This window comes from Desulfitobacterium sp. LBE (assembly GCF_007830365.1).
GTDB lineage: Bacteria > Bacillota > Desulfitobacteriia > Desulfitobacteriales > Desulfitobacteriaceae > Desulfitobacterium > Desulfitobacterium hafniense.
In genome coordinates this window covers 1,773,814-1,798,483 of sequence record NZ_VLKD01000001.1, presented here as the reverse complement: position 1 = coordinate 1,798,483, position 24,670 = coordinate 1,773,814, and the positions used below count along the sequence as shown (strand labels likewise).

The 24,670-nt window shown below is 48.8% G+C and carries 23 protein-coding genes, 3 pseudogenes and 1 riboswitch; of the genes and pseudogenes, 24 read left to right on the top strand and 2 right to left on the bottom strand.

Annotated elements, in window-relative coordinates; genetic code table 11:
* Positions 1 to 39: 39 nt before the first annotated feature.
* Positions 40 to 2,286: an FAD-dependent oxidoreductase gene (locus DESLBE_RS08565; RefSeq protein WP_144676318.1), complete on the top strand. Its 2,247-nt coding sequence runs from the start codon at positions 40 to 42 to the stop codon at positions 2,284 to 2,286.
* A gap of 45 nt (positions 2,287 to 2,331) precedes the next feature.
* Here DESLBE_RS08565 and DESLBE_RS08560 read toward each other — a convergent pair whose 3' ends face one another.
* The gene (locus tag DESLBE_RS08560; RefSeq protein ID WP_144676316.1) at positions 2,332 to 3,294 is read right to left on the bottom strand and encodes a DMT family transporter; all 963 of its coding nucleotides are present in this window, start codon (positions 3,292 to 3,294) and stop codon (positions 2,332 to 2,334) included.
* Positions 3,295 to 3,433: 139 nt separating this feature from the next.
* A riboswitch (FMN riboswitch) is annotated at positions 3,434 to 3,583 on the bottom strand.
* 283 nt (positions 3,584 to 3,866) lie between these two features.
* Between DESLBE_RS08560 and vanX the strand changes: the two genes are divergently transcribed.
* The 15 genes and pseudogenes from vanX (at position 3,867) to DESLBE_RS08485 (ending at position 18,237) form a co-directional block, all read left to right on the top strand.
* A complete protein-coding gene (vanX, locus tag DESLBE_RS08555) occupies positions 3,867 to 4,475 on the top strand; it encodes a D-Ala-D-Ala dipeptidase VanX (protein ID WP_144676314.1) in 609 nt (202 codons plus the stop codon).
* Positions 4,476 to 4,630: 155 nt separating this feature from the next.
* Positions 4,631 to 5,992, top strand: coding sequence for a UDP-N-acetylmuramoyl-tripeptide--D-alanyl-D-alanine ligase (gene murF / locus DESLBE_RS08550; protein WP_144676312.1), 1,362 nt, complete (start codon positions 4,631 to 4,633; stop codon positions 5,990 to 5,992).
* A gap of 80 nt (positions 5,993 to 6,072) precedes the next feature.
* Positions 6,073 to 6,903 (top strand): glycopeptide resistance accessory protein VanW, encoded by an 831-nt coding sequence (gene vanW, locus DESLBE_RS08545; RefSeq protein WP_015943582.1) that lies wholly within the window; start codon positions 6,073 to 6,075, stop codon positions 6,901 to 6,903.
* Positions 6,904 to 6,916: 13 nt separating this feature from the next.
* The gene (vanI, locus tag DESLBE_RS08540; protein ID WP_015943583.1) at positions 6,917 to 7,942 is read left to right on the top strand and encodes a D-alanine--(R)-lactate ligase VanI; all 1,026 of its coding nucleotides are present in this window, start codon (positions 6,917 to 6,919) and stop codon (positions 7,940 to 7,942) included.
* 197 nt (positions 7,943 to 8,139) lie between these two features.
* Positions 8,140 to 8,838: a VanR-ABDEGLN family response regulator transcription factor gene (gene vanR / locus DESLBE_RS08535; protein ID WP_015943584.1), complete on the top strand. Its 699-nt coding sequence runs from the start codon at positions 8,140 to 8,142 to the stop codon at positions 8,836 to 8,838.
* Positions 8,828 to 9,961 (top strand): vancomycin resistance histidine kinase VanS, encoded by a 1,134-nt coding sequence (gene vanS, locus DESLBE_RS08530; RefSeq protein ID WP_144676310.1) that lies wholly within the window; start codon positions 8,828 to 8,830, stop codon positions 9,959 to 9,961. The genes vanR and vanS overlap by 11 nt, the downstream gene beginning before the upstream one ends.
* Before the next feature lie 243 nt (positions 9,962 to 10,204).
* Positions 10,205 to 10,318, top strand: a pseudogene (locus DESLBE_RS08525) (vancomycin resistance protein); the annotation flags it as partial.
* 46 nt (positions 10,319 to 10,364) lie between these two features.
* Complete coding sequence (locus DESLBE_RS08520; RefSeq protein WP_144676308.1) at positions 10,365 to 11,237, top strand: sugar ABC transporter permease; 873 nt, start codon at positions 10,365 to 10,367, stop codon at positions 11,235 to 11,237.
* Between the two features lie 23 nt (positions 11,238 to 11,260).
* Positions 11,261 to 12,145, top strand: coding sequence for a carbohydrate ABC transporter permease (locus tag DESLBE_RS08515; RefSeq protein ID WP_172625408.1), 885 nt, complete (start codon positions 11,261 to 11,263; stop codon positions 12,143 to 12,145).
* Between the two features lie 93 nt (positions 12,146 to 12,238).
* Positions 12,239 to 13,405 carry an efflux RND transporter periplasmic adaptor subunit gene (locus DESLBE_RS08510; RefSeq protein WP_144676304.1) on the top strand — a complete coding sequence of 389 codons (1,167 nt, stop codon included), beginning with the start codon at positions 12,239 to 12,241 and terminating at the stop codon, positions 13,403 to 13,405.
* A pseudogene (locus tag DESLBE_RS08505) lies at positions 13,402 to 14,832 on the top strand (ABC transporter permease). The gene DESLBE_RS08510 and the pseudogene DESLBE_RS08505 overlap by 4 nt, the downstream one beginning before the upstream one ends.
* Positions 14,801 to 15,907, top strand: a complete 1,107-nt coding sequence (gene ugpC, locus DESLBE_RS08500; RefSeq protein WP_144676302.1) for a sn-glycerol-3-phosphate ABC transporter ATP-binding protein UgpC — start codon at positions 14,801 to 14,803, stop codon at positions 15,905 to 15,907. Before DESLBE_RS08505 ends, ugpC begins: the two are co-directional and overlap by 32 nt.
* A gap of 32 nt (positions 15,908 to 15,939) precedes the next feature.
* Entirely contained in the window at positions 15,940 to 17,319 is a 1,380-nt protein-coding gene (locus DESLBE_RS08495) for an extracellular solute-binding protein (RefSeq protein WP_144676300.1), read from the top strand.
* 105 nt (positions 17,320 to 17,424) lie between these two features.
* Positions 17,425 to 17,705: pseudogene (locus tag DESLBE_RS08490) on the top strand (S26 family signal peptidase); the annotation flags it as partial.
* A gap of 217 nt (positions 17,706 to 17,922) precedes the next feature.
* Positions 17,923 to 18,237, top strand: a complete 315-nt coding sequence (locus DESLBE_RS08485; protein ID WP_144676298.1) for a hypothetical protein — start codon at positions 17,923 to 17,925, stop codon at positions 18,235 to 18,237.
* 101 nt (positions 18,238 to 18,338) lie between these two features.
* On the opposite strand, the gene DESLBE_RS08480 is transcribed toward DESLBE_RS08485, so the two are convergent.
* Positions 18,339 to 18,761: a hypothetical protein gene (locus DESLBE_RS08480; RefSeq protein ID WP_144676296.1), complete on the bottom strand. Its 423-nt coding sequence runs from the start codon at positions 18,759 to 18,761 to the stop codon at positions 18,339 to 18,341.
* Positions 18,762 to 19,055: 294 nt separating this feature from the next.
* On the opposite strand from DESLBE_RS08480, the gene DESLBE_RS08475 reads away from it, so the two are divergent.
* From DESLBE_RS08475 to DESLBE_RS08440, 8 genes are all read left to right on the top strand, one after another.
* Positions 19,056 to 19,376, top strand: a complete 321-nt coding sequence (locus tag DESLBE_RS08475; RefSeq protein ID WP_005809492.1) for a PadR family transcriptional regulator — start codon at positions 19,056 to 19,058, stop codon at positions 19,374 to 19,376.
* The gene (locus tag DESLBE_RS08470) at positions 19,376 to 20,764 is read left to right on the top strand and encodes a DUF2812 domain-containing protein (protein ID WP_005809491.1); all 1,389 of its coding nucleotides are present in this window, start codon (positions 19,376 to 19,378) and stop codon (positions 20,762 to 20,764) included. The genes DESLBE_RS08475 and DESLBE_RS08470 overlap by 1 nt, the downstream gene beginning before the upstream one ends.
* A 320-nt stretch (positions 20,765 to 21,084) precedes the next feature.
* Complete coding sequence (locus DESLBE_RS08465) at positions 21,085 to 21,408, top strand: PadR family transcriptional regulator (RefSeq protein WP_005809489.1); 324 nt, start codon at positions 21,085 to 21,087, stop codon at positions 21,406 to 21,408.
* Positions 21,408 to 21,755 (top strand): DUF1048 domain-containing protein, encoded by a 348-nt coding sequence (locus DESLBE_RS08460; RefSeq protein ID WP_005809487.1) that lies wholly within the window; start codon positions 21,408 to 21,410, stop codon positions 21,753 to 21,755. The genes DESLBE_RS08465 and DESLBE_RS08460 overlap by 1 nt, the downstream gene beginning before the upstream one ends.
* Positions 21,756 to 21,764: 9 nt before the next feature.
* Positions 21,765 to 22,115 carry a DUF1048 domain-containing protein gene (locus tag DESLBE_RS08455; RefSeq protein ID WP_005809485.1) on the top strand — a complete coding sequence of 117 codons (351 nt, stop codon included), beginning with the start codon at positions 21,765 to 21,767 and terminating at the stop codon, positions 22,113 to 22,115.
* 15 nt (positions 22,116 to 22,130) lie between these two features.
* Positions 22,131 to 22,892 carry an ATP-binding cassette domain-containing protein gene (locus tag DESLBE_RS08450; RefSeq protein WP_005809483.1) on the top strand — a complete coding sequence of 254 codons (762 nt, stop codon included), beginning with the start codon at positions 22,131 to 22,133 and terminating at the stop codon, positions 22,890 to 22,892.
* Complete coding sequence (locus tag DESLBE_RS08445) at positions 22,889 to 23,644, top strand: ABC transporter permease (protein ID WP_015943595.1); 756 nt, start codon at positions 22,889 to 22,891, stop codon at positions 23,642 to 23,644. The genes DESLBE_RS08450 and DESLBE_RS08445 overlap by 4 nt, the downstream gene beginning before the upstream one ends.
* 246 nt (positions 23,645 to 23,890) lie before the next feature.
* The gene (locus tag DESLBE_RS08440) at positions 23,891 to 24,601 is read left to right on the top strand and encodes a VTT domain-containing protein (protein ID WP_005809480.1); all 711 of its coding nucleotides are present in this window, start codon (positions 23,891 to 23,893) and stop codon (positions 24,599 to 24,601) included.
* The last annotated feature ends 69 nt before the right edge of the window (positions 24,602 to 24,670 follow it).

The following is a 24,670-nucleotide window of genomic DNA, read 5'->3' as shown; positions in this document are numbered from 1 at the left end:
TCGGCGTGGGAGAAGCCATCTTAGAAGGGAGAAGGAGTTATGGGTTTATCAAGACGTCAATTTCTCAAAGGTGTCGGAGCGGCCGGGGTGGTTGCCGCGGGAGCGGGACTTAGCGGGTGCTCGCCCGCCGCACCGGCAGGCAGCGGTTCCGGCTCCGGCAGCCCCGCGGAAGGTGCCCCAGGAAGCGTGGCCGGAGCGGCAGCTGCAGGTGAACTGATCGCGGCGGCCTATCTTAATCCGCAGGATTACGACTACCGTCAAAACACTACCGACTTCAAGACCCTGTTTTCGCCTCTGCAGATCGGCCCCCTCAACCTCAGCCACCGCATGGTCAAGTCCGCCGCCGGATCGGCCACTTACCTCGCCGGGCTTACCGATGAGCTCCTCCAGTACTACGTACAGTTTGCCAAGGGCGGCGTTGAGCTGATCTGGGTGGAAATGGTCGCCGCGCTGGAGCCGCCTTCCGACGGCAGCCCGGCATCTGGGGCAGCGCTGGAATTCGGCAGGAAACTCGTCGCCGAGTGCGGCAAATACGGCGCCAAGCTGGGTTATCAGACGTACGGGTTTCCGCTGAAGCCGGTTAACGACATGACGAAAGAAGACATTGCTGCGTTCCAGGCCCGCTATGTGAACACTGCTCAGCAGATCAAGCAAATGGGCTTTGCCGCGTTCGAGATCAACGCCGCCGGCTTTAACCTGGGCGAGCATTTCCTTTCCCGTTTCCACAACGCCCGCACGGATGAATACGGCCCAGGCAGTCTGGAAAACCGGGCGCGCTTCGTGACCGAATGCATCCAAAAAATCAAACAAGCCTGCGGCAGCGACTTTGTCGTTCAAGTCTTGATCGACTGCATTGAGGAAAACGACAACCTTACCAACAACGCCACCCTGGCGACGTTAGACAATGCGGTGACTGCGCCCCACAATAAAGTAACGACGATTGAAGAGGGCATCGGCCTGGCCAGGTTGATCGAGGCCGCCGGCTGCGATGCCATGCACCTGCGCTTAGGCCCCCTCGACAACCACCCTTGTCAATTCGGCAGCGACCTTTACTTTATCTTAAACGGGATTGAGGGCGCCACCGGATACGGCACCCAGTGGGATTTCTCCAGGCATTGGCAAGGCCAGCTGATCGCCAACCACAGCGGCGCCGGCATGCTGATCAACATTGTCGGGCGCTACAAAGAAGCGCTTAAGATCCCTTGCGGCACCGTCACCTATATGGATCCGGCCCATGCCCCGGATTACTTTGAGAAGGCACTGGCCGAGGGCAAAGTCGACTTCTATCTTATGAACCGCCCCCTTACCGTTGACACTGAATACGTTAACAAACTGAAGGAGGGACGCAGCGACGAAATCGCCCCCTGCACCCGCTGCCTGCACTGCCACATCGGCTCCAACGAGATGAACCGTGAGATGGGGTATTGTCGCGTTAACGCTTTGACACAGCGAGTCATGACCACCAAAGGTCCGAAGACTTATGAGCTTCAACCGGCTGCAGCGGCCAAGAAGGTTATGGTCATCGGCGGCGGTCCTGCCGGTATGGAAGCCGCCCGCATCGCCGCCGCCCGCGGCCACAAAGTCACCCTCTATGAAAAGACCGGTGCCCTCGGCGGCAAGCTCACTTTTGCCGGCATGGTCAAAGGACCTCACGAAAACCTCGGCGACCTTAAGGATTACCTGGCCAGGCAGTTGGAGGTTACCGGCGTGACCGTCGTTTTGAGCAAGGAAGTGGACGCCGCCCTGATCGCCGGCGAAGCCCCCGATGCCGTAATCCTTGCCACCGGCTCTTTGCCGGGGGAGGTGGGCGTAAGCGGCGGCAATGTACCGATTATCGACTATGACCGGTTCATGGGCAACAACACCGGCGAAAACGTGGTGGTATTCGGTTCCAATGCTCAGGCCTTCGATGCCGCTTTGTGGCTGACGGTGCGCAAGAAGAAGGTCACCATTGTGACACCGAATCCCAACGAGGATCTCGACAAGCAACAGTCTCATCACGCCCAGCGCTTTATGACTACAGCCCTCTATGCTCTGGGTGTCAAAGCCTATCCGGGATCCATGATCAAGGAAATCGGGGACGGCAAGATTACTATTGCCTCGGACTACGGAGTGGAAACCGTGATCGCCGCCGACTCGATCATCAACGCCGCCGACTTGCTGCCGAACAAGTCTTTGCTTGACGGTGTTGCGGTGAAGGAGACTTACGCTATCGGGGACTGCAATGAGCCTTATAACATCGCTTTGGCCATCCGGGCCGGAAACGATGTGGGCCGCGCTGTGTAGTACAACGTGGTTGCCGTGGTTGCGCTCTGCTTTTCAAGCAATGACCTATAGGCCTGCCAGGTTGGCTCTTTCAGAAGTTTTCACCGCAGACTTGGGATCATTAGGCAACCGCGACAGTTGCAGTACGACAAGCCAAACGATGGCAAAGCCCAGCCATTGCCCCAAATCGATGGTTTGGTGGAGAATCAGCCAGTTTACGAGCAGGCCGGTGGCCGGGAAAGCCAGTTCGGCAATGGTGGCATGGGAAGCCCGGACGCCGTTCAAGCCGCGGTAATAGAGCAAGAGGCTTAAAAGGCTGGGCACGAGGGTCTGGTACAACAGGTTGGCCCAGACCGGAGCCAGATGGAGACTTTGACCGAGATCGGCCCAGTTGGGTTGCTGTACCAGGACAATGACGGTTAAGAGCGGCAGCGCGACAGCAAATCTCAGGGCAGTCAAGGTGGTGAAGGATAATTTTCCGATCAGACGCTTGCCCATGACGGTGGATCCGCCCCAGAGAGCGGCTGCTCCGATGGCACATAAGGAACCGAGCAATTGTGCTAAGCTGACTTCGGAAGTTGGCAGGTGCAGGCCGAAAGTAAGCAGGTAGGCGCCGATCAGGGCCACAACAAACAGGGCATAGAAATCTTTTCTCATCCGTTCCTTAAGCATCCAGGAGGCGAGAAGAATAACAAAGATGGGCTGAACTTTCTGCAGGAGCAGGACCACATTGGGATTACCATAAGTAAATCCGGCGGTGAACAGAATGGAGGCCAAGGCTGAGCCGCCCCAGCCGATAAATAAGACAGCCAGCCAGTCTCCGCCATTGAGTTGCTTCAGCTCCTGACGCTTCCAGATGAGCACAGGTGCGGCAAATAAGAATAGTAACAGGTGCTCCAACCAGACGATTTGTGAAGATGACACATGTTGCAATAAGGATACGATGAAGACCCCGTCCAGGCCCCACATGGCTGCCCCCAGGGCGATGAGCCAGATGCTCCGATTGGATGCTTGCTTTGATTGTTGCATTGATAAATCCCCCAATAGTAAATGTGTAGAGAATAAAACCCTCAGATCAGAAAGAACAAAAATGCCTCGAGGAAATGGTGTTCCTCGAGGCATAAACATACAAACATAACAAACATAAGGCCACTTGGCCTAAGCTGGTTTGTACCTTCTCCCATCCGGACTATACCGTCGGCCTTGGAGTCTCACCAAGTCAGTCGGTGCAGCGCTGGCGCTGCACTGAGTTGCGGGCTGAATTGCACGGGCAATCATTACCGCCGGTCGGGAATTTCACCCTACCTCGAAGGTTCGTATTCATCTAAAAAGAGTATAGCACATTGTTGACTTCAGTGGTAGATGCCTTAATAAACCCTTAAGATAGGGTGATTTTCTCCTTAATCTGAATCTCCGGATATGGAAATAAGGAAATCTTAAGAAATCCATAAGTTAAAATTCCAACATCGCCTGCCTGATTTCGCTAAGATAAAAATGTCGAATCGGACAGGTTTTTATATTCCTGGAAGGGGGTCTCGGACAAAAGCAAAGAAAAATGTAACTATGCAAGGATGAATCGTGTCGTTGAAAGGAGAAAGACCATGAAAAGTGATTTTGTCTTTGTGGACGAGTTTGTATCAGGAATACGTTGGGATGCTAAATACGCCACCTGGGATAATTTTACCGGCAAACCGGTGGACGGCTATGCAGCCAATCGAATTGTCGGTACGAGAGCGTTGTGCGCGGCCTTGGAAAAAGCACGGGAAAACGCCGCATCCTTGGGCTTTGGCTTGCTTCTTTGGGATGGTTACCGCCCTCAATGCGCTGTAGATTGCTTTCTGCGCTGGTCTAAGCAGCCGGAAGATGGCCGGACGAAACAGAAACACTATCCGAATATTGACCGATCCGAGATCATCGAAAAAGGATATGTGGCTGCCAAGTCGGGCCACAGCCGGGGCAGCGCCATTGATTTAACCCTTTATCATTTAGCTTCCGGAACACTTGTACCCATGGGCGGTGATTTTGATTTGATGGATTCAGTCTCACATCATGGCGCACATGGAATCAACCAAGCCGAAGCGAGAAACCGTCAATATCTTTGTTCGATCATGGAGGCCAGCGGTTTTGTTTCCTACGCTTGCGAGTGGTGGCATTACAGCCTGAAACACGAACCTTATCCCAACACTTACTTTGATTTTCTCATCGCCTAGCTGAGCCGGAGCTCAGTGTGCGGCGGCATCTGGGGATGCCGGCGGAAGTGAGCATAAGACCTGGCGGAATACATACAGTGCAAAACATGCTGTTCCGCTAGTGCAAAACCGGAAATAGCAATCTTGACGACGAGAGTTGTGAGGTGCTTTTTGCAATGGAAATGACGGTATGCGAAATCGTCGCCGCCTGCGGCGGAAAATTACTCTGCGGAGACCCGGATACGATGGTGACCTCGGTGGTGGCCGACAGCCGGAAAGTGACCGACGGTTCCCTGTTTGTCCCCCTCAAAGGCGAAAAGGCGGATGCCCACACCTTTCTGCACGCCGCATTCGCCTCGGGCGCAGTCGCGGCACTGACCCAGGAGCATACGCGGATGGAGGCGGAAGAAGCCTGGATCGCGGTGGATTCGACGCAGCTGGCACTCCAGCATATTGCCGCCGCCTATCGGCAGAGATTTTCCATCCCTGTCGTCGGGATCACAGGGAGCGCCGGGAAGACGACGACGAAAGAAATGACCGCACTGGCACTTTCCGCAGGATACAAGGTGATGAAGACGGGAGGAAACCATAACAGCCAGATCGGGCTGCCACTGATGATGTTTCAGTTTTCCAGGGAACACGAAGCGGCGGTGGTGGAGATGGGGATAAGCGATTTCGGCGAAATGGCGCGCCTGGCTCAGGTCGCCGCGCCGAATTATGCCGTCATGACCAATCTCGGCATTACTCACATCGGCCAGCTCAAAACCCAGGAGAACATCCTGGGGGAGAAGCTGCACATCACCGACCGGTTCACCCAGGGTTCCGTTCTGTTTTTAAACGGGGACGATCCGATGCTGGCCGGGCTCCGCGGCAAGACAGCGTATGAGACCGTCTTTTACGGCAGGTTGCCCTGGTGTGATTTCCGCGCGGAGGGGGTTACGGTTCAAGAGGAAACCACCGCTTTCCGCTGCCTTGTTCCGGGAAGAGAGAGCGTGGAGGTGACCCTGCCGGTACTGGGAATGCACCATGTTCTGGATGCCCTGGCCGCTCTTGCGGTGGCGGAGCGGCTGGGCGTGCCCCTGGACCGGGCCGCCGCCGCACTCAGGGATTACCGCCCCCTGGCCATGCGCCAGCAGATTTACCATGTCAACGAGGTCACCGTCATTGATGATTCCTACAACTCCAGTCCCGGCGCGGCCAAAAGCAGCCTGAGTGTTCTTGCGGGGTTCCGGGCCGGCCGCAGAGTAGCCGTGCTGGCGGATATGCTGGAACTGGGGGAGTATTCCCGGCAGGCGCATTTTGAAGTCGGCGTCTGCGCTGCGGAAAACGGAGTGGATATTTTACTCACCGTCGGTCAGGAGGCGAAAGCCGTGGCCGAGGGTGCCCGCTCCGTCCGGGCCGGGATCGACTGCCGCGTTTTGGACAATAACTATCAGGCCGCTGAGGAGTTGAAATCCTTTCTGTCTCCCGGTGACGCAGTTCTGGTCAAAGGCTCCCGCGGCATGCATACGGAGGAGATCGTCCGCGCCCTGCTTTAGCTTCCCGTTAACCGGGCTTTCCAGCTGTACTTAAAACGGCGGTAGGGTGGTGAAACCATATTCCTGAAAGGGGTCTCGACATGAAAAGAAAAAGATTGACTCAGTTATTCCCATTCCTGCTGCCGGTCCGCAGGATACAACGGAAATTATGCTTCTATACCAAGATGTACCTTGACCGGAACCACTATGCCAAAGCAAAGGCTCCAGAGTTTTTGCCTTTTTGCATTTATGAAACCAAGTCGAAGCTTCTCAATGAAAATACCGGCATGGATATAAAATACCAGGAGAACAAGGTGTTTAATCTGCGCCTTGCTGCGGAGCCCGTCAATGGCCTATTGATCCGCCCTGGCGAAACATTTTCATTTTGGCAGCGGGTGAGATATGCCGAGAAAAATGAGCGGTATAAGGACGGTCTATGCGTGGTCAATGACGAATTGGTTACGGTTCCGGGAGGCGGTTTGTGTCATCTCAGCAATTTGCTGTTTTGGCTCTTTCTGCATACGCCCCTCACGATTGTCGAACGGCATGCTCATGAGATTAAAGATTTTCCTTCTCCTGATGAGGATGAACCGGATGGTGTGGACGCGACAATCCACGAAGGGTGGTTGGATTTAAAGGTCAAAAACGATACCAATCTTACCTTCCAAATTGAACTATCCATTGATGGGCCTTACATCTATGGCCGTATTTTTATGGATCAGGCTAAAGGGTATAGTTACGAGGTTGTTAATCGTGATAAGCGCTTTCTCCAAAAAGAGGGAAAAATATTTGAGCGGGTTTCCGTTTGCCGGCAGGTGATCGACAACAAATCCAAGCAAGTTATTTCCGAAAATATGCTTTATACGGATGTATTTGAAATCGGGTATCCGCTTCCGGAAGGAACTGCTATCGCAGAGGAAAAGGAAATTTGAAAGGAGAAAGCTTATGAGTAAGTTGAAAATCGCAATTATCTTCGGAGGCTGTTCCGAAGAACATCCCGTCTCCGTTAAATCTGCTGGGGAGGTGGCCAAAAACCTGGATCTCGAAAAGTATGAACCCTTCTATATCGGGATTACGAAAGATGGGGTTTGGCAGCTTTGTCACTACCCTGAGGCCAATTGGGAAAAGGGCAGTTGCCGTCCGGCTATCCTGTCACCGGACAGAAGCGTCCAGGGATTGCTTGTTCTGGAGCAGGGGCAATACCAAAGGATCCCCTTGGATCTGGTGTTTCCCGTTCTGCATGGCAAATTTGGCGAGGATGGCGCGATACAGGGTTTGTTGGAGCTTTCCGGCATCCCCTATGTGGGCTGCGATATCCCGAGTTCGGCTCTGTGCATGGACAAATCCCTGGCTTATATCGTCGCTGGAAAGGCAGGAATTGCCACGCCAAAGTTCCGGACGGTCACTGCGAAGGAGACTATTGACGCCGAACGGCTTGCTTATCCCGTTTATGTCAAGCCGGCCCGTTCGGGTTCATCCTTCGGCGTCACTAAGGTATGCCGCCAAGAAGAATTGCTGAGTGCGGTGGAAATCGCCAGACAGTATGACTCGAAGGTGCTGATTGAAGAGGCTGTCGTCGGCAGCGAGGTAGGCTGTGCGATATTTGGAAACGATCTGGATTTGATGGCCGGTGAGGTCGATCAGATCTGTCTGTCTCATGGCTTTTTCAGAATCCATCAGGAGAATGAGCCGGAAAAGGGTTCCGAAAACTCAACACTAATCGTTCCCGCCGACATTTCCCCAGAGGCGCGCTCGCGGGTTCAGGAGACGGCAAAAGCCATCTATCGCGCTTTGGGCTGCAGGGGACTGGCGCGGGTGGATATGTTTCTGAAAGAAGATGGAACAGTAATCCTCAACGAGGTGAATACTTTGCCCGGCATGACCTCATACAGCCGTTTTCCGAGAATGATGGCGGCCGCAGGCTTGCCCTTTGCCGAAGTGATCGACCGGCTTGTCTCGTTGGCCTTTTAATTTCCCCATCACCTGATTGAGCAGGACAAGAAAATTGCCAAAGGGACAGTTTGCCGATAGGGTGGGCTGTCCCTTATCGGTATGGTGATATTCAGAAAATCTTAAGATTCTCATAAGCAAAAAGCTGCAAAATGGATTTTTGGCTTTGCGGTATAATAATATGGGGTTATATACTTAAAAGAAAGAAGTTGACGCTTTTGGCTGCCAATATTTTGATTGTTGATGATGAACAAGCTATTGCCGATTTGGTGGAAGTTTATCTGAAAAATGAGAACTATAATCTCTTTAAATTTTATAACGGCAAGGATGCCCTTGACTGTATTGCCAAGGAAAAGCTGGATCTCGCCATTTTGGATGTCATGCTCCCTGATGTAGACGGTTTTTCAATCTGTCGGCAAATCCGGGAAAAGCATAATTTTCCGGTGATCATGCTGACAGCCAAGGAAGAGGAAATCGATAAGATTACCGGGCTGACCTTAGGTGCAGACGACTATATCACCAAGCCGTTCCGCCCCTTGGAGCTGATTGCCCGCGTCAAGGCGCAGCTGCGGAGATTTACCAAATATAATTCTTCAGAGCCAAACCAAGAGGAACACGTGATTGCCTTTTCCGGCTTGGTCTTAGACATGAATACCCATGAATGTACCTTGAATGAAAAAAAACTATCCCTCACGCCTACGGAGTTTTCCATTCTTTGGGTCCTTTGCTCCAACCGCGGCCGGGTAGTCAGTTCGGAAGAATTGTTCAATGAGGTATGGGGAGACAAATATTTTACCAACAGCAATAATACGGTCATGGTTCATATCCGGCATTTAAGGGAAAAAATGCAGGACAGCACGGAACATCCTAAATATATCAAAACGGTATGGGGGGTTGGCTATAAAATTGAAAAGTGAGCGAGATAAAAGAAGGAATGATTATACAAAGTTAAAAAGGGAATTATTTCTTCGCATGCTCTTGATTGTTTTTGCCACAGCTGCAACAGTTATCTTCCTGCGTTTTGTCATTCAAAAAAACTTCAGTGTGGGCGATAGCATAGTCCGCTTTTTAATGACTGCGTTTGATTTGCGCGAAAACGTTGCGGTATTAATTTATCGGTCTGTATTTTACAGTAATATAGAAATTATTACCTTTATTGTGATTCTTGTCTTCGTAGTTATTTTGCTTAACTTATCGACTTCCTGGTTTACTAAATATTTTGATGAAGTCAGTGCCGGAATGGATAAACTTGTTGAGGAATCCGCTGCTGAAATAGCCTTATCACCGGAATTGGATTTTATGGAAAATAAGCTGAATCAGATCAAAAACAATCTGGAAAAACAAAAGAAAGCCGCCCTGGAGGCCGAGCAGCGCAAAAATGATTTAGTCGTTTATTTGGCTCATGATATCAAGACACCTCTGACCTCCGTAATCGGCTACTTAAGTCTTCTCGATGAAGCACCTGATATGCCTCCGGAACAAAAGGCAAAATATGTGGGTATTACCTTGGAAAAGGCTTATCGATTAGAACAATTGATCAATGAGTTTTTTGAGATCACCAGATTTAATTTGCAAACGATTGTTTTGGATAAAGAGAAAATCAATTTACAGTTCATGCTCCAGCAGCTGGCCGATGAATTCTATCCCATGCTGGCTCCCCAGGCCAAGCAGGTGTCCGTCAATGTGCCTGACGGCCTCACTCTATGGGGAGATGCCGACAAACTGGCCCGTGTATTCAATAACATTCTGAAAAACGCCATCGCTTACAGCTATGAAAACAGCGTCATTGACATTGCTGCCGGGCAGCAGGACAAGACTATGGTGATAACGTTTACGAATCAGGGAGACCCCATCCCGCAGAAAAGGCTGGAAACTATTTTTGAAAAATTTTACCGCTTAGATTCCGCACGTTCCACAAACACCGGCGGAGCAGGACTGGGTTTAGCCATCGCCCAAGAAATTGTCAAGGCTCACGACGGCACGATCTCTGTGGAAAGCAACCCGGAAAATACGACATTTACAGTAAAAATTCCATTATAACAATAAGAAAAATCTTGAGAAGTCCATAAGCTGGAAGTCCTATATAGCTCCTTGTTCTGTGGTTAAGTACAGAATAAGGAGCTGTTTTATTATGGAAATCATCAGCTTAAGAAAAGAATAAGTGCTTCGTAAGCACTTCTTAAGATTTTGCTAAGTTAAAATTCCAACATCGCCTGCCTGATTTCGGTAAGATGAACTTGCCCAATCGAACGGGCTTTGACATTCCAGAAAGGGGTCTCGGATATGGAAAGAAAAAGAATGACTCAGCTGGTTCCCTTCTTATTGCCGCTCCGCAGGGCACAAAGAAAACTATTCTTCTATACTGCCATGGGCTTTGAGCGGAACCGCTATGCCGAAGCAAAGGACAGCTGTTGCCTGGTCCATCACGCTTAGGGTGGTCAGGATGAAAACTGGAAAATTAAAAACGAATAACGGCGGTCTGGCCTGGTTTTTCCTGGGGCCCAGCCTGCTGGGCTTTGCTCTTTTTTATTTGCTCCCCTTTGTCACCGGCTTTTACTATTCCCTGGTGGACAGTCCCCTTAACGGTACGTTTGTCGGACTACATAATTACGGCGCTTTGTTAAAAAACCCAAGCTTCTTAGCAGCTCTGGCCAATACAGCCAAGTTTACTTTAATCTGTGTACCCCTTAATCTGATGCTCTCCCTGGGAGCGGCCATGTTATTGAACCAAAAATTACCGGGCCGGAACCTGTTCCGCACCATTATGATCACGCCTTTAGTGGTACCCGTGGCCTCGGTGGTTTTGGTGTGGCAGGCATTCTTTGATTTGAACGGCGTTTTAAATTCTCTGATCCATGCCCTGGGTTACCCGTCTGTGGACTGGATGAAAACCAATTGGTCCAGGATGGTGGTCCTGGTGATTTATCTATGGAAAAACGTCGGTTACAGTGTCATTCTGTTTCTGGCCGGATTGCAGAATATACCGGCTGAATACTACGAAGCGGCCAGAATCGACGGAGCCAGCCGCTATCAGGAGTTTTTTCGAATAACACTGATCTATTTGACCCCCACGACTTTTTTTGTTTTTGTCATCTCGATGATCAATTCCTTTAAAGTGTTCCGGGAGACATATCTTATCTCCGGAGACTATCCCCATAACAGCATCTATATGCTGCAGCACTACATGAACAATATGTTCATGGCTCTGGATTATCAGAAATTGACTTCCGCGGCCTTCATTATGGCTGCCTTTATCGTGGCCGTCGTTTTACTGCTTTTTATCGTGGAGAGAAAGATCACCAATATGATTAATTAGACCCGGCGAGAGGGGGGTGTGTGTTGAAGGGTAACCACCGGATCAGAAATCTGCTCCATTTTGCAATTTTGCTGGTACTGGCTGTCCTGTTGATGTTTCCTCTGGCTGTAACCGTCACCAATTCCTTGATGAGTGAACAGGAAATCGCCGCTCATTATAACCCGGTGACGGACAAAAATTTAAGCAGCTATCAGGAGGACAGCGGGGATCACTTTGCCCGGTTCCAGCTGATCCCCGAGGTGGTGGTGCTGAAGCAGTATTATAACGTACTCATCAAAAAGACCCAGTTTCTGTTCATGTTCTGGAATTCCGTGCTGATCACCTTCCCGATCGTCATCGGGCAAACGATGGTGGCAACCCTGGCCGCCTATGCCTTTGCCAAGCTGAAGCTCAGAGGCAGAAATTTCTTGTTTTTTTTGTATATCATCGTGATGTTGATGCCCTTCCAGGTGACGCTTGTGCCCAATTATTTAATGGCCGGCCAGCTGGGCCTGCTCAACAGCCACTGGTCCATTATCCTGCCCGGCATCTTCAGCACCTTTGGCGTATTTCTTCTCAAACAGTATATGGAGCAAATACCGGACTCCTATCTTGAAGCGGCCCGGGTGGACGGAGCCAGCCAGCTCCAGATTTTCCTCAAAATCATTCTGCCCATGTCCAGGGGCGGCATAGCAGCCATGGCCATCCTTGTGTTTATCGATAACTGGAACATGGTGGAACAGCCTTTGATTTTTTTACAGGATGGGGCCAAACAGCCTCTTTCCCTCTATCTTTCCAGAATTATCGACGGTGAAAAAGGATTGGCCTTTGCCGCGTCCGTTTTATATATGCTGCCGACGCTGCTGAACTTCCTTTATGCCGAAAAATACTTGCTGGAAGGAATCCGGCTTTCCGGAATCAAAGGCTGAGCAAGGAAGGCCTTGCTATATAAATTCTTGCACACTTACTCTACAAGGGCTATTGTGTTGCCGCTGCACTAGTCCAGGAAGGGAGACAGGAAATTGGGGAATGAAGCAATCGCAGGTGATGGGCAAAGAAAAAAGTTGATCGGAAAGCTGAGCCTGCTCTTCCTAATGACAATGATCGGGTTAACATTCTTCTCCAATACCATCAATAACTTTGCTCTGCCCAGGGTCCAGACGGTCCGGCCCACCAACGGGGCGTTAATCAAAGAAATATTCGGGGAAGGGACGGTGGAGGTCAAATCAACCCGGGAGGAATATGCAGATGCCAATTTGCGGGTCAAGGAGGTCAGGGTGGAGCAGGGGGACAGGGTCAGCAAAGGCCGGACCATCATCATCCTGGACGTGGATGGTCTGAAGTCGGATTATCAGGATGAACAGGCCCACTACCGGCAGCTCCAGCTGTCCCTGGCCGGAGCCCAGGCAGAGCAGGCGCAAAAACAAAGAGATTACGATAATCTGAAGGTCCTGTTTGATCATGAAGCCGAAACGGCGGTAAACCTGGAAAATGCCGCCAGGAACCTGGCGGACGCGCAAAGGCACTGTGAGGATATTCAGCTTAATCTGGAAATACAGGCCAGAAAGGTGGCTGCTCTGGCCCAACAGGTGGCCAACAACGGCGTGTATACAGCGCCTGTGGACGGCCTGATCACAGAACTGAATTTCCCTGCAGGGTCGATGACCAATAGCTCCCTGCCTCTGTTTAAATTGGCTGACCTGGGGCAGGGGTTCCGGCTGATCGTGCCCATTGACAAGGATTTGCTTGATTATGTCAAACCCGGAGATACGGTGAGTGTGAATATGCTCTCCCTGGGGGATCAGAAAACCGAGGGGACAATCGACAGGATCGTGGAAAACAGCCGTCATAACGGCGAGGAGAAGGATCTGTGGATCGACGTCTCTCTGGAAGGCCTGAGCGGCGGCGAAAAGGGAGAAATCTATTTAAGCAAAAAAACCAAGCCTTACGATACCCTCGTACCGAACAGCGCGGTTTATGACGACACCAGCGGCTCCTATGTCTTCGTTCTGGAATCCAGAAAAGGGCCTTTAGGGACAGAGAACTATCTGCAAAAGGTAAACGTCAATGTGGAAGACAGGGATCGTGAAATGTCTGCGCTTACAGATGGGGTGATGGGCGAAGTGGTGTGGCAAAGCAATAAACCGGTGGAGGACGGGGACAGGGTTCTGAAGGAGGGGGCAAATTGAAACCGGCTCAATTGAAACCGGATAAATCAGCCTACCCGGCTTATCTTGTTCTGGGCCTGGGACTATTGGTCTTAACCTGGAGCACCCTTCTGGGGCCATCCCTGCCCGCTCAATTGGCGGATCTTGGCGGCCCGCACCAAACCGGCAAAATCACCGCCACCTGGCTGGGCGACTCCCATCAGCCGGAAGAAGGGTCTTTTTCCCTGCAGGATCTGAGGCAGCTTAGCCAATACAGCCTCCGGGACTACGATCTGGCTTACGCCATGGAAGCTTCAACTTCTGCCGCTTATCAAAAGAATCAGAGCCCGGCCCAGGTGCTGGGGGTGAATGACCGGTATGCTCAATTCCAGCAAATCAACATGCGTTCAGGTAATTTTTTAACCTTTGTACAGGAAAACCAGCAGGTGGCCGTCATTGATGAAGAGCTGGCCCAGGCACTTTTTCAGAACGGCAATGTGGTGGGCCTGGAGATAGAACTGTATGGCCGGGAATTTAAGATAGTCGGGGTGGCCGGGAAGGACCGTTCTCTGATCGGGACTCTGACGGACCGGGGCTACGGCACTTTGTACATACCGGCGAAAAAACTGTTGGAACTGGAAGCGGATGCCCGCATAACCTCATTGGCAGTGGCAACCAAGGATGCCGGCACCACAGGCCGCAATACCGCCGTTTTGGCCTCGGCCCTGGCCTCCATCGGCCAGGACCCGGCAAACTACAAAATCATCGATTATAATCTGGCGGGTCTTCTGATGGAACAAGGGAACCTGCTGCGCAATTTCCTGGCGGGGACGGTGGCCATGGTGATGATTTTCAGCTTGCTCAGACGAAGAATAAAGGGTATTGCTCATTTCTGCCGCCTGAGACTCCGGGATAAGTATTGGTGGGAGATGATCAAGGGGGACGCCGCCAGCCTTATGCTCGGTATGGCGGAGGTATCAGCGCTTGCTGCCGTGATGCTGCTGATATGAAAATCAATCAGCTTTACCTTATATATTCCGCCGGAAAACATCCCCAATGAACTGATTGATGTTTCATTTTGGGCCGACCTCATTAAGAAGGGGATTCAAACCGGGATGCAAAGCGCCGGTTATGCAGCACCGCCTGGAGAAGTTCAGTTAAATATCCTGAATACCGTCCGGAACTGGAATCTGTTTTTAAACATCTTGCTGGGTTGGCCGCTGTTCTTGCTGGGACTTTACCAGATCCAGCTGTTGCAGGAAGGACTGCTCAAAGTTGAAGTGTTTTGCAGCGTTTTCCTGCTGGCCGCCTTAAGTTTGGGCACCGCCTTGCTGTGGCTCATCAAAATGCCCCTTATCATCGAGACCGGGGAGGTGTTGCTGGTATTCAGCTCTGTATTTTTAGCCGTGGTTACTTTTATTGATAGGAGGGCAGCGGATGGCGGGTTTACATCTGAAAAATCTAGCTAAGACCTACCCCGGCGGGGTTACGGCAGTCAGGGATTTCTCTCTGGAAATAAAGGATCAGGAATTCTTAATCCTGGTGGGTCCCTCCGGCTGTGGCAAAACAACCGTTTTAAGGATGATAGCCGGGCTGGAGGAAATTTCAGCCGGTGAATTATATATTGATGACCGGCTGGTTAATGAGGTAGCCGCCAAGGATCGGGATATCGCCATGGTTTTTCAAAATTATGCTCTTTATCCCCATCTGTCGGTCTATGACAATATGGCCTTTGGGCTTAAGCTGAGAAAGCTGCCCAAGGCTGAGATCAGGAAAAATGTGCAGGAAGCGGCCAGGATTCTGGGACTTGAAGAGCTGCTGCAACGCAAACCCAAGGAACTTTCCGGCGGGCAAAGGCAAAGGGTGGCCCTGGGGCGGGCCATTGTCAGGAAACCCAAGGTCTTCCTGATGGATGAACCGCTGTCCAACCTGGATGCTCAGTTGAGAACCCAGATGAGAATAGAAATTGCCAAGCTCCATAAAAACCTGCAGACAACCTTTGTTTATGTAACCCATGATCAAACCGAAGCCATGACCATGGGCACCAGAATCGTGGTGATGAAGGACGGCCTGATCCAGCAAATCGACAGTCCCCAAGCCATCTATGACCATCCGGTCAATATGTTTGTGGCCGGTTTTCTCGGCAGCCCTGGGATGAACTTTCTGGACGTTTTAATCATCGAGGAAAAGGGCTGTATTTTTGCCCAATTGGCCGACGCCCTGCTGCCTGTTCCCGCTGCCGGGGGACAAAGGTTAAAAGAGCAGGGGTATCTAGGCCGGAAAATGGTCCTGGGGATCAGAGCGGAGCATCTCTGGGGCAGCGGAGATATTTTGGACCGTCATTCCGAGTGTGCATTGGACGGAAGGCTGGAGTTCAGCGAATTGAGAGGGGCTGAAACTTATCATTATGTAAGGATCGCCGGCAGAGAGGTGGTTGTCAGGGTGAGTCCGGAGCTGCCCGCCGCAATCGGGCAGGAAGTCAGGGTGGGTTTTAAGATGGCCAAGGCCCATTTTTTCGATCAGGAAAGTGGGGTAAATATCTAAATTTGAACAATTAAAGGAAAAGGGGTGTTTTAATGATCAAAAATAAATGCGGAGTTATCCTTAGCCTGGTTCTGATCCTCGGCATAGGGGTATTTACTGCCGGCTGCGGCAATACTCAGGCTGCCGGGGGAGCAAATGATCCTAATTCCCTGACCATTGCGGTAGTGAGCAAAGATACGTATCTGGATACGGCAGTAAAAAAGTTTGAGGAACTTCATCCCGGCGTTAGGGTGGAAGTGAAAGAATACACCTCCAGTACTTCGGAAAGAGGTGAAGGTGTCAGAGCGGCGGAGTCCGGGGATATTGAAAAATATGTCATGGCTATGAATACCCAGCTCATGTCCGGCCAGGGCAGCGATATTATTTTATTAAACAACCTGCCCTATCAGACCTATGCGGATAAGAATCTTTTAGTTGATTTGGGCGGGCTGATGCAGTCGGATCAAAGCTTCGACAGCAGTAAATACTACCAGAATATTTTCAAGGCTTTAGAGTATAAAGAAAAACTCTATGGGCTGCCGGTTAATATCAGCATCGATATGATTGCCGCCGATCAAACCTTATTGGCTGATTCCCAGGTGTCAATCGACGATAGCGACTGGGATTGGCACGATTTTGTCAAGACCGCGGAAAAGATCATGAACGAAAACCAAAACGGAGAAACCCAGGAGATGTATGCCTTGGCCGGGATGGATGAAAAAAGACTGATTGGGACGCTGGTTAAAGAAAACTATGCTAAACTGGTCGCTCCGGAGAAGAAGATTGCCAATTTTACCGGCCAGGAATTTCTTGATTTACTTTCCTTAAGTAAATATCTGATTGACCACAAGCTGGTGAATACGGATACGGCCCAGACCAACATTATGGACATGGCCGCCCGGGGTAACCTTGTTTTTAATTTCACTTCTCTCCAAGGGTTTTGGGCCTTGCAAACGACCAAGGCGATTTTCAGCGAGGGTGTTCAGCTTTTAAAGCCCCCCGGAAACGTGTCCTTTGCCACGGACTCCCTATACGGGATCAGCAGTCAATCGGCCCATCAGGAACTAGCCTGGGAATTTTTAAAATTTTTGGTCTCTGATGAGATGATGACTCAGGGAGGAATGCCGATTAATAAGAGTGTGCTTCCCCAGGTTGCCCAGAATTTCACCCAGGCTATCCAAACAAGAGGTGGGAAAATGATGATCAAGGACGACGGCATTCCCGGTCAATCAATAACACTGAACCCCCCCACCCAGGAGGATGTGGATTATATGGAAAACCTGCTCAGTCAAGCGAAGGTCTACATCGGAACGGACCAGAAGATTATTGCCATTGTTCAGGAGGAAACCGCGGCTTTCTTTACAGGACAGAAGACAGCGGAGGTGACTGCCCAATTGATTCAGGACAGGGTGAGCACCTATTTAAATGAGTAATCGCCAAAGAGCACCGAGCAGTTCGGTGCTCTTAGTTCAAAGGCGAGTTTATCAAATTTTCATAAATTACATAGCCCTATAGGTTATAGTGTTTTAGGGGTTGAGCTTGTCGAACCCCGTTATGTTCCCAGCGGCTCCATGCTGCCGACAATTCAGCTTCAGGACCGGCTCATCGTGGATAAATTCTTTTTCAAGTATTTCGGTGAGCTTCATCCGGGAGATGTCATTGTCTTCCACCCGCCAAGCGAAGCCCATGCTTCCGATGATTTTATCAAGCGCCTGATCGCTCTGCCCGGGAATGGGGATTTTTGCCCATCGACAGCATCACAGGCAGAACCCTTTTCCGCTATTGGCCTTTTGAACGTTTCGGGACTCTGGCCCGCTAAGTGAGTGACCATTGATTTGAATGCCCGGGAGGTCATAAAAGGCCGACACTTATTGAGCTGACCAGCAAAGAGTTTGAATTGTTAATACAACTGATCTAAAATAAAAATGTATCGCTCCGGCGCGGCTGGTTGTATGAGAAGCTATGGGAAAGTGCCTAGAAAAGCCGTCACGGAAAATAAATACGTCATTTATTATGGGGTATGAAAGGAGAACGTTATGTTAGGAGCAGGTTGGCTGAATATAGGGAGCTTGGTGTTTGGACTGATTGCCTGGGCGCTACCGGTGGTTATTCTCGCCCAGGGCAATAAGGCCAAGGCAAGGAATCGGGTTGCATTTTGCGCCGCAGCAAGCCTCAGTGCCTGTGCTATCGCCTTGTGGATGCAAATTCTCTATACCGATCATCTGGTAAAAATAGAGGATTGGTCGGCACTTATGGATACTTCCTCCGCAGTGGCTTTGGTTGCAGGCTTACTTCTCACAGTTGCAATTGTACTTAATGCCATTACTTTTATTGTATATCGTGGAAAATAATTAAAAGACTGAGTAACGCTGATTGCCGGTAAAGGTATAATCGTTGGTATTTACGGTAAATGATTTGGAGTTCCCTAAGAGAAAACAGGGCTGAAAAGGATCTAGCGGGCGATTGGATCAATTCCTAATACTTCTTCAGTGGCCTTATCAACATAAACAGCTACTGCGATACTTCTCCAGACATCATCTTCCATTTCAAAGACAACTTTAAGCGTATCCATACCTTTAATATTTATTATCTCATCCGCTTTATAAACGTTATGATCATCGGTGTACTTGGTCTCGATTACTTGGGCGGTTTCCCATTCTTTGACTTTGGCTTCTTGATTTTTTAGCCATTGAAAGGCTATATTTCTGATTTTTGTTTTGTCGATTTGATCCTGGTCTGAGGCTGTTGGATGCTGGCTTGCATCGGCTTGACTCTGGATTGCTGGATCAATAGTACTATTTTTAGCCGGTGTACACCCTGTGATTCCGGTGAAAACAAGCAATCCTGTCAGAGCGAGTACGAAAATTAATTTCATTGGAGCACCTTCCTTACTTTAGTTATTAGATTAGACGGACATTACTAAAAGAATCTCTCCTGAAAACAACCGGTAAATAAATCCTGGAATAGAAGCAGGATTTACATCGATTTTTGGAAATAAGTGTAACCTCAATAGTACAGGAAATCATGGAACGTACGAATGCAAAATGCAACACCCTCCGTCAGCAGACTTGAAATACAGTCTGCTTTTAATATCTTGACAATATCGATATTCGATGTTATTCTGTTAGCAAATTATATCGATATTCGATATTTATGAAGGAATGATGACATGGCCAGAGAAAAATATCAGACATTAACAGAGCAAATGTTTTATATCCTTATTTGCCTGAAAAATGAGGCCTGTGGTGTCGATATTATGAAAATGGCCGCAGAGCTTACCGACGGCAGAGTGCTCATTGGCCCTGGAACCCTATACAGCTTATTGGATAACTTTGTCAAGGAAAAAATGATTATAGAGACGAAAACGGAGAATCGAAAAAAAAGCTATATCATTACTAATCTTGGTGAAGAAATGCTTGAAAAGGAATATCGCCGACTAACAAAGCAGAAAAGTGATTACGAAGCACTCGTAAAAGGTGGTGGGCAGTGATGAAAGATAAAGTGAAAAAGGTAATAAATTTTAGATTTGACCGTTATAAGGACATAGAAATTAAACTGGAGAAACTGGCTGCCAAGGGGTTATTTCTGGAGGAGTGCGGTGCCTTTTTATGGACATTTCGCAAAGGAGAGCCGAAGAGTTTAAAATACACTGTTACATATTTTTCTGAGGGGTCAGTATTTAATCCCGATATTACGGATAATCAGCAAACATATTTCGATTATGCCAAGGCCGCCGGTTGGAATTTTGTAACTCAATTCAATCAAATGCAGATCTTTTACAGCGAAGCTGACAATCCTATACCATTTGAGACGGATGAAAAAGAGAAATTTGACAATATCAAACGATGTATGAGAAAGAGCTTTCTTCCATCGATAATGATTATGATGCTGGTTTGCGTGTTTAATTTGGTTGTGCAGTTTAATTCATTTCAATTGAATCCAATCGAGTTTCTGTCGGATCCCGGTCGATTGTTTTCTGCTGCCATGATTCTGGCGGTTGTCATTTATGAAGTGTATTTCTTGCTGGATTACTTGATTTGGTGTAAACGCTCAGAGCGCTCCATCGCCGGTGGCGGAGAATGTGTTGAAAATATCAGCATGGTGCGCAGAATAGTCCATATTATCTTTATGAGTTTTTTCTTAGCTGGCTTTGGTTACTTTTTGTATTACCTCGTTTTTAAAATAAGCTGGTTCGGTGTATTCCTATGCATCATACAAATGCCCATTCTGCTCATCGTATTTCGGTTGTCAATCAACTATTTGAAAATGAAAAAGGCATCGGCTGCGATCAATAAAGTGATATCGATTACTGTGCTGATCATTGCTGATTTTGTCTATCTCGCCTTCATTGTATTGTTCACGATTAAATTGGGCTTTAATATAGGTGCTGACTCGGATTATCGCACCGTTGTTTGGCCGGTTACCGCAACAACCAGCCATGAGTACAGGCTGTATAGGGATGATATCCCCCTCACCTGTGAAGCTTTATACGGTGATCTCGATTATGACTATTATTCCTATGAAAAAGAGATAAATAGCACATTGTTCCTTACCCAAAGCAATTACCGGCAAGATTCATTGCCTGCCAAAGACGCACCTCCGCGGCTCGTATACGATATCTTAGAACCGCAATTTAAGTTTATTTATCATCTCGCCAAGAATCACCTGCTTGAGATACCCCAGTGGCGAGATGATGAAAGCTATGAGCCCATTGACAATAAAATTTTCGGCACGGTAGAAGCTTATCAGCAGTATTATGATGATACGCCAACAGGTGAATACATTTTGCTTTTTGAGAAGAAAATTATTGTGCTAAATATGGAAGAACCGCCAACCACGAAACAAATTTCCATCATTAAAGAAAAATTACGAATTTAACTTTACCTGCCAGCGGAAATTGACCCCAACCCCCGCAAAGTTGCTCTTGGGCAGATTGCTGTGTACAAAAGAAGAGTCAGGAAAGGAATTTAGTAAGGGATTTTTGAGATACGAGGGTAGAACTTTGAATCTCAAAAATCCCTTTTTTTACACTATTAGAAAGCAACTTGCGCTATATACTTTCTAAGCATAAGGGCCAACCAGGACTTCGCCTCATTTGCCAGCAGATTACATAGACAATTACGCTATTCTGTGGTACTATATACTAGTAGTAAGTGATACCGAATACAAGTGATACAGAATAGTAAGGAGAGGTTACAATGGAGAACCTTACAGAAATGCTCAAAGGCGTACTGGAAGGCTGTGTGCTTGAGATCATCAGCCACGAGGAGATCTACGGCTATGAGATCACGCGGCGGCTGAATGCCCTTGGTTTTTCGGATGTTGTGGATGGAACAGTATATACCATCTTGGTGCGGCTTGAGAAAAACAAGTTGGTGGAAATTACGAAAAAGCCATCTGATATGGGGCCGCCGCGCAAGTTTTTTACACTCAACGACGCGGGGCGCAAAGAACTACGGAAGTTCTGGGAAAAATGGGAGTTCGTATCATCAAAACTTAACGAGTTGAAGGGAGAAATATAATGAATTTTTGGGAGAAAATTACGGGCAGCGACATGACTAAAGAATGGAAAGCTTTTGAATCGCGAGTCCAAAAACTGCCGGCTGATTATCAAGCGGCATGGGAAAAAATCAGTTTGAATCTTTGGCCGCACTCAGATTTCACCGGTCGCAACCTCATGCCGATTCTTGACGGTGTGCTTGGCCTGCTCGAAGAAACGGCGGCGGAGGGTCAGCGTGTTCAAGAGGTTTTGGGTGACGATATCAAAGGCTTCTGTGCAGCGTTGGCCGGCGAAGAAGGGGCAAAGACTTATCGCGATAAGTGGCGTGAGCAGCTCAACCATAATGTCGCTAAAAAATTAGGTAAATAGGAGGATACAATGAGAATACAGGATATCATCGAAGGCAAAAAAGAGTGGCGAGGGCACATGGCCCGTGTCAAAGCGCTCCCCCGAGATTATCAGATTGTTTATAAAGAGCTTCAAAAATATCTCTTTAAGGTAGGCCCTGTTGAGCTAACCGACGGGATGGGCTTACTTTCGGGGATAATCGATCTTTTTGAAGAAGGCGCGGCCTTGGGGAAAGGCGTACTGGAAGTGACAGGCAGGGACGTAGCAGCTTTCTGCGACGATCTGATCAAAGATTCAAAAACTTATGCCGATATCTATCAAGAATCTGCTGACCAAGAAGTTTGCAAGGCCATGAAAAAGGTTACGGATAAAACAAAGTAAAAGGGGGATATCGGGGTGGAAAAAGCTATTGAAGTGAAAGGTCTGCGGAAGTCCTTCAAGGACACGGAAGTCCTGAAAGGCGTGGATTTTGAAGTCCGGCGCGGCGAGATTTTCGCCCTGCTGGGCCCCAACGGGGCGGGCAAGACCACGGTGGTCAACATCCTTTCCACACTTCTGAAATCTGAGGTCGGAACCGCCAGCATCTGCGGCTTTGACGTTGCACGTCAGCCGGGAAAGGTGCGGGAAAATATCAGTCTGACCGGGCAGTTCGCCGCTGTGGATGAGATATTGACCGGGCTGGAAAACATTATTCTGATCGCAAAGCTAAGGGGTGTTCCCAAACCAGCCCAAGTTGCCGAGGAACTGCTCAAGCGTTTTGGGCTTTCTAACGCGGCAAACAAACGGGCGGATACGTATTCCGGAGGCATGAAGCGCAGGCTGGATATAGCAATGAGCCTTGTGGGAAAGCCCAACCTCATCTTCCTCGACGAGCCGACGACGGGGCTTGACCCGGAGGGGCGGCTTGAGGTCTGGAAAACCATTAAGGAGCTTGCCGGCAGCGGCGTGACGATTCTGCTCACAACGCAGTATCTGGATGAAGCGGAACAGCTTGCCGACAAAATCGCGATTCTGAACGAGGGCAAAATTATCGCTAACGGAACCCTTGAAGAACTCAAAAAGCTGTTCCCGCCTGCCCAAAAAGAATATATCGAAAAACAACCGACACTGGAGGAGATTTTCCTCGCAATCATCGGTAAAGGAAGGCAAACAAAATGAAAAACAATACAGTCGTACTGACCGGGCGCTTAATGAAGCACATATTGCGCAGCCCGGACACGATTATCACGGTTGCGTTAACGCCGATTGCGATGATGCTGATGTTTGTCTATGTGTTCGGCGGCGCGGTAAGAATGAGCATGGGCGCTGATGTGAATTATGTTAATTATCAACTGCCCGGCATTCTGTTGATTGCTATCGCGTCCGGCATAGCTTACACTGCCTTTCGGTTGTTTATGGATATGCAGAAAGGGCTTTTCTCGCGGTTCAATTCCATGCCGATCAGTCGTTCGTCGGTGCTGTGGAGTCATGTGCTGACCTCTCTGGTGTCCAACATGCTTACCGTCGTTATTATTATCCTCGTTGCGCTGATTATGGGCTTCCGTTCAAACGCGGGCATACTTAACTGGCTCGCGGCAGCAGGAATACTCGCACTATACACGCTTGCGCTGACATGGATCGCGGTCATTCCGGGGCTCACGGCAAAATCGATGGAGGGCGCGTCCTCGTTCTCATATCTACTGCTCTTCCTGCCCTTTCTCAGTTCAGCTTTTGTGCCGACTGAAACGATGCCCAAAGTCGTCCGTGTTTTTGCAGAGAATCAGCCTGTAACGTCTATCGTGGAAACAATACGCGTTTTGCTGAATGCTGAACCCGTCGGAAACGATATCTGGATAGCCCTGGCGTGGTGTGTCGGTATCATAGTTGTTGCTTACCTATTCGCGATGAGGGCGTATCGAAGCAGGATATGAAAATCAGACCAGCGGAGCGATGGAAGCCTTTGAACAGCCGGTCATAAGAGCGGCTACTAAAAATGCTGTAAAAAGCTAAAAATCTTTCCGGCAGATCTATCGGCCGGTTTTTTTATTGCTGTTTTTTGTTATTAAGAAATACTTAAAGAATAAAGAGAGGGTTTCTTAAGACTTTTTTTATTAATTCTTAAATTCTATAGCTCATAATGAAGCCATCGGCAGTATGAAAGGCAACAAGGAGGCTAAATGGGCTATATGAATCAGTCTAAGGATAGAATAAAATTTTGTGTTTACTTGCTGGCAGTGATTGCCGGACTCATAGGGATAGTTGTTTACTTGAAATCAAGCGGTATCTTAAATTATATGTCCACTGCTGAAGAATTTAAGAACTATATTGAGGGGTACGGAGAAAAAGCTTATTTAGCGTTCTTTATTCTTCAATTAATATCGGTTATTATTGCCCCAATACCCAGCAATGTAAGTGCTGTAGTAGGTGGAACAGTATTTGGTATGATGGGTTCATTTTTGATCAGTATGCTGGCAATTATCATGGGTTCTACCATAGTGTTTATGCTGGGCAAAAAATTCGGAAGAACCTTTGTGGAGAGGTTTGTAAGTCCTAAAGTTTTAGATAAGTACGAACAGTATTTTTCATCCGGGAAGGGGGAACTGCTGCTCATAGTACTATTATTTCTGCCCTTTTTCCCCGATGATGCCCTGGGCTTCGTAGCCGGACTCAGCAGGATAAGTTTAGGAAGATATGTAGTCATCATGCTGCTGACAAGGCCTTGGGAAATACTGGCCGCCTCAGCCCTGGGTTCCTTTAATATAGCAATGCCCTTGTGGGGGTGGGGAGTCATGGCTTTGGTTATTATTGGTATAGCTAAAAATAGTGACAAACTGGAAAAGAGGCTGGTTGCCGCTGTTCAAGGAGTTAAAAATTCAGGCAGGTGTTAAGTAATTAAAAAACACAAAGGCATTGATAAACTCTGGAATAAGGCGTTCAGCGATACCTTTGTGTTTTTT